Below are 13,667 nucleotides of genomic sequence, written 5' to 3'. Positions count from 1 at the left end.
GTTTTGGTAGCTTAACTGGTATAACCAGTCAATGAGTATTCCAGATTTAAGCGGTTAGACCGTCACGAATCTGGCTGAAGTATCCGTCAGAACCGACCTGTCCGCCTTTAAGCGCAACTTGAAGACCGTTGGTGGCGGCATAGGTGCCATGTGCCGTGCAGAGCGGGGAACCCGGTGTCTGAGGCAATGGAAGGAGTGTTGTCAGCGCATCGACATGCAGTTCGCGCAAGGCGTGGCTGGAGGTGTCGCCGCCGGCTATCACGGCGCGGGTAAGCTTTTCGCGCTCAACAAGGCTGCGTAGGATGAAACCGAGGCTGCGCGCCAGTTTGTGACGGCTGCCTGCAATCTTATCGATTTCCGTACCGCGATCAGCCGATGGGCCAAGTGCTGTATTCAGGATAACGCTGTTACCTTGGCTCAGTGCCTGCTGACCCTGAGCGATGGCAGTTTCGATTGTTTGATTGCCGTTTTCGCCAAGCAGATCGAGTGGGTTAAGGTCAATGCCGGTAAAGCCGGAAGTCGTCGCATGACGGATCTGGCGTTCAGTCGTCGGGGATACGCTGCCCGAAACAACCGCAATGCGGTCAGCTTTGCCCGGAAGCGGAAATTCTTTCTTCGCACCAATCAGTCCGGCTTTGGCCCATGCAGCGAGAAGCGCATATTCAACGCCCGACGAACCAGCAACGAACCAGCCAGCATCCGGACGCAGACGCCAGAGCTGTTCACCTGCTTGCAACTGGCTTTCGCGGCTATCGACATCAAGCAGCAAAATGCCGTCGGCATCTTTGACAATCGCATTTACGCGATCATCTGCATCGGCGGCCGAAAGTGCCACGAGATCAGCAAGCACGGTTTTAAGCGCTGTCTGCTGAGCAAGATGCACGCGCAGATCGGCTTCATGCATCGGCGTAACAGGATGACGGCTCATGACCGGGTGACGGTCAATGCGGTAGACTTCGCCCTGATAGGCAGCAAACAAGTTGCCGAAAGATGTGTAACGCTTCAACTGCGGTGCACCGACAATCACCGGCACATAGGCCTGATCAAAAATCGCTTTGCCGATTTCAACCGCTTTGCCGATATTGCCGACTTTCGGTGATGAATCGAATGTTGAACAGACCTTGTAATGCGCAATTGCCGCGTTCAGGCTCTTCAGCCAATTGAATGCAGGTGTAAGATTTTCCTGCATCCATTCCGGTGTTTCGCTGCGGCTGGTGCCTGCCAGGCCAATCGCCTTGCAATGCGAGAAGCGCGCAAGCAGGTCTTCATCCGGCACATTCATGAATAGAACGGTGTCGACGCCGTTGGAAGCCATGGCTTCCATAACGTCTGTCGAGCCGGTGAGATCGTCGCCGTAGTAAGACAGAAGAAGGTCGTGAGGTACGTTTGACATTATTCGCCTCCCTTCCCGAATTTGGCCAATGAAGCTGCAAGTTCAGGATGGTCCGTTGCGTAAGTTTCGAGCGGGATGCCAGCGACGGCCGCTTCCCATGCCTGTTGCACGGCGCGAACACCCGCAGCAGGGCCGCCCGGGTGGCTGACGATGCCGCCGCCGCAGAGATAAAGCAGGTCTGTGGTGCGGCCCGTGCGCTCATAGGTTTCCGGTGCCTGTCCGCCCCACTGGCCGGAACCGGCGACGGGAAGCGGGCAATCAGATGGATCAAACAGCGGCGTGCTGACGGCCTTGAACGAGTTGACGAAACTTTCGTCCGGCTCCCAATATTTCACGCGGATGCCGTTGATCTGGAACTGATCGACGCCAAGCAAACGCCAGAACTGCTGATAGACGCGGAAGTCCATGCCAGCTCCCGGATTGCGGGTCAGAATATCCCAGCCGTTGCGGTGCGCATGCAGTACAAGGCCGGAACGCTTGCGCAGGAAGCTCATGCCGCCAAAGCCGATCGAGTTGATGTTGACCACGGCGCAATTGCCGCCAGCCTCAAGAACCATGTCGTGATTGCGCATCATCTCATCAGGATCGGCGTGAGAAATACCGAAGGCATACATGACCTTTTTGCCGGTCTTCTGCTCGTGATTGAGAATAAGCGGCATGATTGCTGCAATGCGCTCTTTAAGCGGCGAATAGGCCGGGCTCATCAGCTTTTCATCGTCTTTGATGAAATCAACGCCCGATTCAATGAGTTCGCCAACGAGTTCTGCGGTCTCATGCGGACGAAGACCTAGCGCTGGTTTAACAATCGTGCCGATGATTGGACGCTTTTCGACGCCTGTCAGACGACGGCTCCCGGTAATGCCGAACTGCGGGCCGGGATGCGCGCTTTTGAAGGCTTCCGGCAGCTTCATATCGATGACGCGGATGCCGGTCATGCCCTTGATCGAGTAAACACCGCCAACGGCAATGGTCATCAGCGCTGCAAGGTCAGTGCCGACCGCATCGAGCGGGAAGGAAATGTCAACATCGGCTCGCTTGATTGGGCCGTGTCCGGGTTCAAGTTCTGGCCAGGCTGGAACTGTTGCATCTTCAAGCGGACGAATTTCCAGCACACGCGCTGCAACGCGGGCTTTAAGTTCTTCTGTCTCGCCGGGAAGGGCGACAAAAGTGCCGGTTGACTGATCGCTGGCGATCTTGGCTGCCATCTGTTCGATGCTGCCGGTTGTCTCAATGCGATAGGTCAGACAGATATTCATCGGATTTTTTGTCGCTCGCTGCTTGTTTTAAAGCGCATCTTTCCGAAAACCGTTCCAAAATTATTCGGGATGCGCTTTAGTGTTCCACCCATGTCAGAAATGCTCCGACATTTATTCTCCACACCTACTCGAAAGTTTCTCCTCGCTTTCAAGGATGTGACTGAAGCGCTTGGCTCCGAATGCGAACTGGTATAATGAGTATTCCAATATCTGCAAGTGGAAAATTGTTAGCCCATTCACGACATCGTGGGTAACAGCTTTCTTTGCGGAGCCTGAGGAGGCATAAGGGGGGAATGACAATGTGCAGTGAGATAGCATGAATAAGCCAGTGGAACCGATTATTCGCCGCAAATTGTCGGACGAGGTATTCGACCGGCTTGAAAACATGATCACGTCGGGTGAGCTTACGCCCGGCGATGAAATGCCATCGGAGCGTGTCTTGATGGAACGCTTTGGCGTGGGCCGTCCCGCAATCCGCGAGGCGATGCAATCGCTTGCCAAGATGGGGCTTGTCAGCATTTCACACGGCGAGCGGGCGAAAGTTCTCAAGCTCACTGCAAGGTCGATCTTTCAGCAGGTTGATCCGACAGCGAAGATCATGTTGGCGCAGTCGATTGATTCCCTTGAGCATCTCAAGAATGCGCGTATTTTCTTTGAGCGTGGCATTGCGCGCGAAGCGGCTTTGAAAGCGACCCCGCAGGACGTGGCTGATCTCAAAGCAATTGTTGATCGGCAGCGCGCATCACTGGGTGAGGCTGATGCTTTCATCTCTGCTGATATGGACTTTCACATTCGTATTGCGAAGATTTCGGGCAATCCGATTTTTGTAGGCTTAAGCGAGGCGATGCTCGCATGGCTGCGTGAATATCATACCCATATGCTGATCTGGACGGGCAAAGAAAACTTCACGCTGGTCGAGCATGAAGAAATTCTTGATAGAATCGCCGCGAAAGATGCGGATGGCGCGGAAGGCGCGATGCGTCATCATTTGGAGCGGTCGCGCGACCTCTATACGAAGTGAAGAAAATAATAGCCGGAATGGGTTCAGGCTTTTTTTTTACGTCTAATCGGATACTTGCCCCAGGTAGTTATCCAAACGTTCGCCCTTCATGACGAGCTTTGAGCGAAGCTTGGCGGACTTTTCTTTGACTGCGTCCAGGTTGACAGGTTTGCCAACCTGAATAACGCCAATCATGGCCATCATAAGATGTGGCGGGCAGTAATAAAGATAAACGCCTTCCTGATCGACAGTGACTGTAAACTCTTCGTCAAGCTTGCTTTTCCAAGCTTTCACACCTTCAGGCACTGCGAAGGACTGCACATAGTGACTGGAGTTTTCCGGAATAAATGTAATTGTGTCGCCAACTTCCGCTTTCACATATCCCGGCTCAAAAACCATGCCGCCTTCTTGTCCATAATTGAGCATTTTGATCTTGTGATCTGCTGCCATAGAGACAGTGGCAATGAGGCTCAATGCAAAAGCCGCGATGATCGACTTCATAGGACTAGTCCTTCCTGATTTTGTATTGCTGGTTCGAATTTTTTGACAACGGGTTGAATGACAGGATTTCCTGCGCGGTCACGCAGGATTTCGGCATCAACGCCATAGGTCTGAAGAATAAGATCGGATGTCACGATATCGGCTGGTGCGCCGGAAACCTGAAGACGGCCCTGAGAGAGCACGAGGAGATTGTCTGCATATTGGCAGGCTAGATTGAGATCGTGCAGAACAATGACAGTGACCCAATTGTTCGCTTGTATCTCGCGCTTGACCAGATCAAGGAGGCCCACCTGATGTTTGAGATCGAGGGCGCTGACAGGCTCGTCAAGAAGCATGGCTTTTGGTTCACGCATAAGGACCTGCGCAAACATGGTCATTTGCCGTTGGCCGCCACTGAGCGATGTCACATTGCGGTCGGCAAGATGAGCAATCCCTGCTTCTTCAAGCCGTGTCATCGCATGATGAAGAGTTTCATCATCGATGTGCAATGATAGCTTGTCGAGCGTCCAAGAACCACGACTTCCAACACAGTCAAAGCTGCATCCGTCGTACTGTCTTGCGGCATATAGGCGATGGTATCACGCCACTGGCGCAGTCGTGTGCTTCGATGAATACCTGTACTAAGCGCCCGGTCTTTAAATGTGATCTGTCCTGCTTCCAAAGGCAGATCCCCAAACATTGCACGAAGCAGTGTAGTTTTTCCGGTGCCGTTCGGACCGATGATGACGTGAATTTTCCCAGCCTCAATCCGTGTGTCAACACTGGATATGATCGTTTGCGAGCCGCGTTTTATGGATATGTTTTTCAGTTCCATCATACGCCCCGCGATCTTGGCGCAAAGATGAGCCAAAGCAGGAAAGGCACGCCAACAATGGCTGTAACAATCCCCACCGGAAAGAGTGCTCCCGGTATGATCGACTTCGATAGTACAGAGGCCGCGGACAGCATCAATGCGCCAAATATCACAGACATTGGCAGGAAATAGCGCTGGTCTTCGCCAACTGTTATGCGCGCGATGTGTGGTGCGACAAGGCCAATAAATCCAATAACACCCACAAAGCTTGTTGCTGTGGCGGTCATAAGCGCAACGATGATGAGAATTTTCATTCGCAAGCGACGCACATTGATGCCGAGGCTTGCAGCCCGCATTTCACCCATGCGCAATGCAGCCAGCTTCCATGAATCGGCCATCAACAAGCCACAGCAAACCGCTGTGACTGCTGCCGTCAGCATCAGGGTCGGCCATGTGGCTTTTGTCAAACTACCGAACAGCCAGAACAGGATCTGTTGGGACAGTTCAGGTGAGGATAGGAATTGGATTAGCGAAAGCAAAGACTGAAACAGGAAAAGCAGCGTGATACCACCGAGAATGATAGTTTGCGCATTCATGTGTCGCATGGAAGCAAGAACCTGTTCCGGATTGTTCGACCCCCACCACTCAACAAACGGTGCTGCGATATTGTCGCCGCCAGCCGCAGGGATCATCGCGCCCCACATGTTTTTGCCGTAGGTGAAAGAATATTCAGCCGGTCTTTGTTGCCGAATTCGACATAGACCTTTGGCTTGTTTTTACCAGCCTTGGCAACGCGATCTGAAACATCCTTCAGAGCGCCGGAATACATATCAGCGATTTCTTTCGCACGGTTTTCGGTCCCTGCGAGTTCGCCGAGAACCAGCGTAGATGCAACGTGGCGATCAACGGTCTGCGCGTTGTAATTGATGACGACGACCGGAATCCCTTCTTCTTCAAGGCGATCTGCGTCAAGGACGAGTGCTTTATACTGCCAGTCTGCCAGAATGACGAGATCAGGATTGAGGCTCAGTGCCTTCTCGACAGAGAAGGTCTGTGCTTCGACTTCTCCAACGTCAGGGATGTCTTTTAGTGAAGGGCGATGGGTTACATGGATGTTCCAGTTTGCAGGAACCCAGCCTTCCCATGCTTCGCGTGAAATGCCGACGACTGAGTCGTAAGCCTTTTCGCCGCCGACTGCCATGTAGTCTTCAAAGTAGAATCCCACGACAACACGCTTTGCAGGAAGATCGACCTTCACTTCACGGCCGATGACATCGGTGATGGTCTTCACTTCTGCAAATGCAGGGGCTGTGAATGCAATAGCGCAGGCGGACAGAAGCAGCGCGAATTTCTTAGTGATCATAATCATCCTCAGGGGCACGATTTCGCGCCCCTGATATTAAAGTTGACTTACTTAATCAAGTTATTCCGAGCAAAGATTTACCTGTGTCAGCTGCCATATGAACGCTCATACAGCGGTTTTTCCGGGAAAACTCTAAGCTTTCCTTGATTTTCGCTGCCTGTAGTCCAGGTGTAGCCAATACGAAAGTATTAGATTTTTCCTGTTAGGGCTGTATCGAGTAAATCGAGCGCGCCTTTTTTGGTAAGCTCAATCGGGTTGCCGCCAGCGGTCGGATCGACAATCGCCATTTCTGCGACCAATATCTTGCGGTCCTCGTCCATATCAAGATCCTTGATAAAGTCTTGTAGTGTATCTGGAACACCAAGGTCGCGGCGTAGCTTCATAATTGCATCAATAAAGCCGTTAAACCCACCTTCAATTCCAAGATAACGGGCAAGTCGTTCAATGCGCTTTTCGATTGCCGCGCGGTTATGCTCAAGCACATAGGGCATGAAGACGGCATTGGTCATGCCATGATGCGTGTCGTAAAGAGCGCCGATTGGGTGGGAGAGGGAGTGGATCGCACCGAGTCCTTTTTGGAAGGCTGTGGCGCCCATGGAAGCTGCGGCCATCAAATTGGCGCGCGCTTCAATATCATTGCCATTGGCATAAGCCTTTGGCAGGTTCTCGAACACTAAGCGTATGCCTTCAATTGCAATGCCGTCAGCCATAGGGTGAAAGCCCGGTGCGCAATAGGCTTCCAAACAATGTGCGAGTGCGTCCATGCCAGTGCCAACGGTGATGAAGGGGGGCATGCCAGTCGAAAGTTCTGGATCGGCAATGACCGTTACAGGCAGCATTTTCGGGTGGAAAATGACTTTCTTGGTATGGGTGGATTCATTGGTCAGCACGCCTGCGCGGCCAACTTCCGAGCCGGTGCCAGCGGTTGTCGGTACGGCGATAACCGGTGCAATCGCATTGCTGTCGGCGCGGGTCCACCAGTCGCCAATGTCCTCAAAGTCCCAGACATCGCGGGTCTGACCTGCCTGAAAAGCGATAAGCTTGCCCAGATCAAGCGCCGAGCCCCCGCCAAAAGCAATCACGCCGTCATGCTTGCCATCGTTGAAGACCTGCACGCCAGCATAAAGATTACTTTCGACCGGATTGGGCTTCACATCGGAAAAGACCGCATACTTGACGCCAGCTCCGTCAAGAATAGCGAGAGTGGAAGCGATGACGGGGAGTTTTGCGAGGCCGGGATCTGTGACAAATAATGGGCGTTCGATACCGGCTGCTTTGAGAACAGCAGGCAGTTCCTTGATGCGACCTGGCCCAAAAAGCACTGTGGTCGGAAAATTCCATTTGGCAGTCAGAGTGGTCATGTCAATTGCTTTCCAGAGATTCAAATGAGATCAGATTTTTTCGCGCAGGTGGAAGGATTTTGGCCGCGTGAGATTGCCATAACCAATGGGCGAAAGGGCAGCACCCTTGCCGGTATCTTTCACTCCCGTCCAGACCAGTGCCGGGTCGAGATAATCGCAACGATTCATGAAAACAGTTCCGGTTTCGATGCGGTCGCCGAGGCTCGCTGCATGATCCGTGTCGCTTGTCCATAATGAAGCGGTGAGGCCGTAAATGCTGTCATTCATCAATGCCAGCGCTTCCTCATCATTGCGCACTTTCATGATGCCAACAATGGGGCCAAAGCTTTCTTCACGCATCACACTCATCTGATGGTCGACATGGGTAAGCACTTCCGGCGCAATATAAGGCGAACCCGCGGTGTCGCTCTCAATCTTCATATTGACGTGCGCTTTGGCGCCCTTGCGCAAGGCTTCGGCTTTCTGCTCGCGGATGAGATCGGCAAACCGCGCCTGCGCCATCGGTCCCAGCGTGGTTGCGTTATCGAGCGGATTGCCGACCACATATTGCTTCGTGAGGTCGATGAAACCATCGACGAAGCGGTCATAGATGGCCTCATGCACATAGATGCGTTCGATCCCACAGCAGCATTGACCGGAGTTGAAAAAGGCACCATCAACCAGATTGGCGACAGCATGGTCGAGATTGACGTCGGGCAATACATAGGCCGGGTCTTTTCCGCCAAGCTCAAGCCCCAGCGACATGAATGTACCTGCTGCAGCCTTCTCGATTGCCCGGCCGCCGCCGACGGAGCCGGTAAAGTTGACATGGTCGATTGAGCCAGACGCCAACAGCTTTTCCGTAGACGTATGATCAAGAACGATATTCTGGAAGACGCCTTTTGAAATACCAGCCTTTTCGAAGGCTTGCGCGAAGCGTTCGCCGGTCAGCAGTGTTTGTGTGGCGTGTTTAAGAAGAACCGTGTTGCCCGCCATCAGTGCCGGAATGATCGTGTTGACGGCGGTGAGATAGGGGTAGTTCCAGGGTGCGATGACCATGACAACGCCGAGCGGAACATGCTTTACGTAACGACGAAAGCCATCTTTCTGTGCTGGAACATAAGGCTCCAGCGCGTCTTCGGCGATGTCGATCATGTATTGGCCGCGTTCCTGAACGCCACCATTCTCGCCGCCATAGCGCGTTGGCCGCCCCATTTGCCATGCGATTTCCGGGATGATCTCGTCCTGCATTGCAGCAAGCGCGTCGAGTGCCAAACGGCAGTAGCGTGCGCGTTCTGGTATGCTCGTGGCTGCCCAGCTGGGTTGCGCCTGACGTGCCGCCGTGACCGCCGCATGGATCGCGGTGTCACTGACATAGGCGCGTTCTGCATAAATCGAGCCATCGATAGGGGAGATAATTCTGGCCGTGCCGCTCATTGGGCAATTCCTCTATGCTTCATATAATCTAATAGCGTTCAAAGCCGCGATGCAGTTCCCAATCTGTAACGCGGCGGTCATATTCAATTTGCTCCCAGTGTGCGGTGTGGACATAGTGATTGACCACTTTTTCACCGAGCGCTTCTTTGAGGAATGCCGAGTTTTTGAGAGCTTCTGTCGCTTCGCGCAGCGTGTACGGAATTTCCTTGAGTTTAACCGCGCTATAGGCGTCCCCCACAAATGGATCTTCCAGTTCCAGATTTTCGTCGATACCTCTAAGCCCTGCTGCAATAAGCGCCGCAAAGGCCAGATAAGGGTTGAGATCGGCTCCACCGATCCGGCATTCTATGCGAATGCCTTTGGTGCCTTCGCCGCACAGCCGGAAACCGGCAGTACGGTTATCCTGGCTCCACATGATCTTTGTTGGCGCAAATGTGCCTGCCTGAAACCGTTTATAGGAGTTGATATAGGGTGCCAGAAAATAGGTGTAATCAACAGCGTACTTGAGCTGGCCCGCCACCCATGAGCGCATGAGTGGCGTCATCGTATTGGGGGCTTTGGGATCGAAGAACAGCGGTTCTTTACCGTCGGCACTCCAGATGGAGTTGTGAATATGGCTGGAGCTTCCCGCCCTGCTATAATCATACTTTGCCATGAAGGTGATGCACTTGCCATGGGCCTCGGCAATTTCCTTCATGGCATTTTTCATGATGACATGGCGGTCAGCCATTTCCAGCGCTTCTGCATAGCGAACATTGAGTTCCTGCTGTCCCGGTCCCCATTCGCCTTTCGAATTTTCAACCGGGATGCCTGCGGCACCCAGATGATTGCGCATGGCGCGCAGAACCTGCTCTTCCTTGGTGGTGAGATGGATGACATAATCCTGCACATAAGGAGAGGCGGTTTCCATATCCTGCCAGCGTTTTGCGCGTGCTGTTTTATATGTCTCATCGAAGAGATAGAATTCCAGTTCCGACGCGAAATAGGCGCGATAGCCGCGCTCATTCAGACGTGCGAGCTGCTTCTTGAGGATGCCGCGCGGTGAATGCGCCAGATCTTCGTGATCTTGGTGGTCCAGCACATCACAGAGCACGATGGCTGTCTTTTCCAACCATGGCGCCAGACGCAGAGTTGAGAGATCCGGCTTTATGACGAAGTCGCCATAGCCCTTGTCCCAACTTGCGGCCTCATAGCCTGGTACGGGCTCCATATCGATGTCGTCAGCCAGAAGATAGTTGCAGCCATGGGTCTCATCATGCCCGGATTCCACAAAAAATGGTCCGTAGAAGCGTTTGCCAATCAGACGCCCCTGCATGTCCACAAAACATGCAAGCACGGTATCAATCTCGTCATTTGCGACGGCTTTTTTCAGAGTGTCGAAAGTTAACTGTTCGGCCATTTAATGCTTCGCTCCTCACGGGATAAAATCATGGGCGCTGCGCATTGTTGCGCGGCGCCCTCAATTGTTAGCTGTAGCGATAAGGCGCGCCCGCATTGCGCATGGTTTCCTGATATTTCTTCAGAATTGCGACCACTTTGGCATTGCGTTCGCTCTGCTTGGCAACGTCGTCCCAGAACTCAAGCGCTGCGTCTTCAATCTGCTTCCATTCGGATTCTGGAATGGTGGTGAGTTCGAGTTTGCCGCCGGTGGTGCGGTAATGCGCTTCACCCCACCAGTACCAATGCTGGCGATGATAGTGCGAGGAATCCATCGCGAGCCTGAAAAGAGTCTTGAGGTGATCTGGCACCGCCTCCCATTTTTCGGTATTCGCGAAATAGGAGCCAGCCCATGCACCATTGATGTTGTTGGTAAGGTAGTATTTGTTGATGTCTGCCCAGCCGACCGTGTAGGCCTCGGTTGCGCCGCACCATGCGACGCCGTCGAGTTCGCCGGTCTGGATGGCGACTTCGATGTCTTCCCAAGGTAATGTCACAGGGACAACGCCAAACTTGGTGAGGAAGCGTCCGCCGGTCGGGAAGGTGAAAACGCGCAACCCTTGCAGGTCGGCAACGCTGCGGATTGGTTTGGTGGTCACAAAATTACACGGATCCCATGAACCTGCGCTCAGCCAGGTGACGCCCGGAATTTCCTTATAGGCTTCTTCCCAGATTTCATTGAGGCCGTACCAGTTAAACAGTGCCGGCACATCAAGACTGTAGCGCGATGCAAACGGGAAATAAGCCCCGAAAACCGCCACATCGACAGGCGATGCCATCGAGTCATCATCGCTCTGTGCCGCATCAATTGTACCCGACTGCACAGCGCGAAATAGTTCGCCCTGCGGCACAAGCTGATCAGCAGTATATAGTTCGATCACCATTTCACCGTTTGCAGCCTTATTAAAGGCATCGATTGACGGCTTGATAACGTGTTCTGCGAGTGCTGGACCGGCATAGGTCTGCAGTCGCCACTTGATCGGGCTTTGTGCCCGTACATAAGGTGTAGCCAATGTGGTGGCGCCTAACGCCCCCACGGTTGTCAGCCCCGCTTTTTTGAGAAAGTCACGTTTATTAAGCTTGTTATTCTCGCTCATGCCCATTCTCCCAATTGTTGTTTGATGTTCCCTTTGTTCTATCGCGCATCTTTATCCGAAAACCGCTTCACACTTTTCGGGATGCGCTCATGCTGGTCTGGCCGCTTTCCGGCTCTTTTGACCATTCTTATGCGTGTTCCTCCGTCATCTTTTTCATCGGTCCTCTCTTATCGGCCCATGTACCAGTTCGGCAGCCACATCGCGATCTCCGGAAAGATCATCAGGATGATGATGGTGAGCACCATCAGCAAGAAGAACGGCACGATTGAACGATAGATATCCATCAATGTCACTTCTTTGGGTGCTAAGGCCCGCATCATGAAGAGATTGTAGCCAAACGGCGGTGTAATATAGGCGATCTGGCAGGTGATGGTGTAGAGAACGCCGAACCAGATCGGGTTAAACCCAAGACTTTTGACCAATGGAATATAAAGTGGTGCCACGATCACCAGCATGGCCGTGTCATCGAGAAACATCCCCAGAACGATGAATGACAACAGCATGAGAATAAGGATTGACCACGGCGACAGATCAAAGGTGCCGAGCAGGATTTTTTCAATCGCCTTGACAGCACCGAGGCCATCATAAACGGAGGAAAAACAAAGTGCTGCGAGAATGATCCATAGGAACATGCAGGTGACTGTCAGCGTATTGAGTGTTGTTGTTTCCCACACCTTTTTATTCATGCGGCCGGTCAAAAGAGTTGCCAGAGTTGCCAACAGTGCACCAACGGCTGAACTTTCAATAAGGCTGGTTACGCCTGTCAGAAACAATCCCATCATCGCGCCAAAAATGACGAGTGGGAGCAGACCGACTTTCAGCACCGAAATACGCTCTGCCCATGTGATGCGTTCAAGCTCTTCCTTTGGCAGGGTTGGTCCGAGTTCCGGCTGCAAACGACAACGGATATAGATATAGATCGCAAAGAGGGCTGCCATCAAAAGGCCGGGGCCGATACCTGCCAGCCAAAGCTGGAGAACAGGCTGCCGTGCGATCATCGCGTAAAGCACGAGAACTACGCTGGGTGGAATCAGGATACCGAGTGAACTTCCTGCCTGAATAACGCCTGTGACCATGACCTTGTTATAGCCACGCTTCAAAAGTTCGGGCAGGGCGACCGTCGCACCAATGGCCATACCCGCCACGCTTAGACCGTTCATGCAGGAAATGATAACCATCAGGCCGACGGTTCCAAGTGCCAGTCCGCCACGAATGCCGCCGAACCACACATGAAACATGCGATAAAGATTGCTGGCGATGCCGGACTCCGAAAGCATGTAACCCATGAACACAAAGAATGGCACCGTGATCAGCGGATACCAGTTCAGTACCGCGAAAGTGGCGTTGTAGGGCATCTCGAAAGAGCCCTTGCCCCACAACAGAAGTGCAGCGATTGTGCCTACAAATCCGATGACGCCAAAGACGCGCTGCCCGGTCATCAGCAACACCATCATGGTGGCAAACATGAAAAGGGTGATGAATTCTGAGCTCATAAATGATGCCCTTCTTCAATCGCTGGCCCTGCCATTGTTTTTATTGGCTTGCCCCTTAAGAATGCCCAGTCCTTGAAGAAATTCGAGATGCATTGCAGTAGCAGCAGGAAGATGCCCACCGTCATGATGAGCTTAATTGGCCAGAGCAATGGTGCCCATGCCGTATAGTTTTTTTGGTTGTAAGTGATTGCATAAGTGGTGGATGAAATGCCGCCCATTACCATCACGCCGAGATAGAAGATGATGAAGAGAATGGTGATCATATCGGTGATCGCCTTCTTTCGCGGGTTCAGGCGATCAAAGAATAGGTCCATGCGCACATGCGCGCCCTGTTGCATGGCATAAGCTCCACCGAGCAGATAATAGGCCGAAAGCAAGAATTGCGACATTTCCAACACCCAGTTGATGGGTACGCCCAAAACAACACGCGAGAAGGTCGAATAAAGAAGACATGCGCCGAGCACGAAGAACAAATACATCGCAAAACGCCCGACATAGTAGTTCAGTGCATCAACATATTTGACGAACAGTCTGATTGGCTTGGGCATTTCCCGCTC

General features: G+C 52.8%; 12 protein-coding genes and 1 pseudogene. 1 reads left to right on the top strand and 12 read right to left on the bottom strand.

What is annotated here, in order from left to right; translation table 11 throughout:
* Positions 1 to 46 precede the first annotated feature (46 nt).
* Entirely contained in the window at positions 47 to 1,393 is a 1,347-nt protein-coding gene (locus U2P60_RS00395; protein ID WP_413570774.1) for a four-carbon acid sugar kinase family protein, read from the bottom strand.
* Positions 1,393 to 2,649 carry a 3-oxo-isoapionate-4-phosphate decarboxylase OiaX gene (oiaX, locus tag U2P60_RS00390; protein WP_413570773.1) on the bottom strand — a complete coding sequence of 419 codons (1,257 nt, stop codon included), beginning with the start codon at positions 2,647 to 2,649 and terminating at the stop codon, positions 1,393 to 1,395. The genes U2P60_RS00395 and oiaX overlap by 1 nt, the downstream gene beginning before the upstream one ends.
* Positions 2,650 to 2,965: 316 nt before the next feature.
* Between oiaX and U2P60_RS00385 the strand changes: the two genes are divergently transcribed.
* Positions 2,966 to 3,670, top strand: a complete 705-nt coding sequence (locus U2P60_RS00385) for a transcriptional regulator NanR (protein ID WP_413570772.1) — start codon at positions 2,966 to 2,968, stop codon at positions 3,668 to 3,670.
* A 42-nt stretch (positions 3,671 to 3,712) separates the two neighbouring features.
* Here U2P60_RS00385 and U2P60_RS00380 read toward each other — a convergent pair whose 3' ends face one another.
* From U2P60_RS00380 to U2P60_RS00335, 10 genes and pseudogenes are all read right to left on the bottom strand, one after another.
* The gene (locus U2P60_RS00380) at positions 3,713 to 4,150 is read right to left on the bottom strand and encodes a pseudoazurin (protein WP_413570771.1); all 438 of its coding nucleotides are present in this window, start codon (positions 4,148 to 4,150) and stop codon (positions 3,713 to 3,715) included.
* A complete protein-coding gene (locus U2P60_RS00375) occupies positions 4,147 to 4,638 on the bottom strand; it encodes an ABC transporter ATP-binding protein (RefSeq protein ID WP_413570770.1) in 492 nt (163 codons plus the stop codon). Before U2P60_RS00375 ends, U2P60_RS00380 begins: the two co-directional genes overlap by 4 nt.
* Positions 4,602 to 4,964: an ATP-binding cassette domain-containing protein gene (locus tag U2P60_RS00370; protein ID WP_413570769.1), complete on the bottom strand. Its 363-nt coding sequence runs from the start codon at positions 4,962 to 4,964 to the stop codon at positions 4,602 to 4,604. The genes U2P60_RS00375 and U2P60_RS00370 overlap by 37 nt, the downstream gene beginning before the upstream one ends.
* Positions 4,964 to 6,306 (bottom strand): annotated as a pseudogene (locus U2P60_RS00365) (iron chelate uptake ABC transporter family permease subunit). Before U2P60_RS00365 ends, U2P60_RS00370 begins: the two are co-directional and overlap by 1 nt.
* A gap of 188 nt (positions 6,307 to 6,494) precedes the next feature.
* Positions 6,495 to 7,667 (bottom strand): iron-containing alcohol dehydrogenase, encoded by a 1,173-nt coding sequence (locus U2P60_RS00360; protein ID WP_413570768.1) that lies wholly within the window; start codon positions 7,665 to 7,667, stop codon positions 6,495 to 6,497.
* A 30-nt stretch (positions 7,668 to 7,697) separates the two neighbouring features.
* Positions 7,698 to 9,083: an aldehyde dehydrogenase family protein gene (locus U2P60_RS00355; RefSeq protein ID WP_413570767.1), complete on the bottom strand. Its 1,386-nt coding sequence runs from the start codon at positions 9,081 to 9,083 to the stop codon at positions 7,698 to 7,700.
* Positions 9,084 to 9,111: 28 nt separating this feature from the next.
* Positions 9,112 to 10,482 (bottom strand): glutamine synthetase family protein, encoded by a 1,371-nt coding sequence (locus U2P60_RS00350; protein WP_313828721.1) that lies wholly within the window; start codon positions 10,480 to 10,482, stop codon positions 9,112 to 9,114.
* 67 nt (positions 10,483 to 10,549) lie between these two features.
* Positions 10,550 to 11,617, bottom strand: a complete 1,068-nt coding sequence (locus tag U2P60_RS00345) for a TRAP transporter substrate-binding protein (RefSeq protein ID WP_064321515.1) — start codon at positions 11,615 to 11,617, stop codon at positions 10,550 to 10,552.
* 167 nt (positions 11,618 to 11,784) lie between these two features.
* Positions 11,785 to 13,110 carry a TRAP transporter large permease gene (locus U2P60_RS00340; RefSeq protein WP_413570766.1) on the bottom strand — a complete coding sequence of 442 codons (1,326 nt, stop codon included), beginning with the start codon at positions 13,108 to 13,110 and terminating at the stop codon, positions 11,785 to 11,787.
* Positions 13,107 to 13,658 carry a TRAP transporter small permease subunit gene (locus U2P60_RS00335; RefSeq protein ID WP_413570765.1) on the bottom strand — a complete coding sequence of 184 codons (552 nt, stop codon included), beginning with the start codon at positions 13,656 to 13,658 and terminating at the stop codon, positions 13,107 to 13,109. Before U2P60_RS00335 ends, U2P60_RS00340 begins: the two co-directional genes overlap by 4 nt.
* Between the last annotated feature and the right edge of the window lie 9 nt (positions 13,659 to 13,667).

The organism is Brucella sp. H1_1004 (genome assembly GCF_047308065.1).
Taxonomy (GTDB): Bacteria; Pseudomonadota; Alphaproteobacteria; order Rhizobiales; family Rhizobiaceae; genus Brucella; species Brucella pseudogrignonensis_B.
Note: the sequence above shows the minus strand (reverse complement) of the source record. Positions and strands in the feature narration are given on the sequence as shown.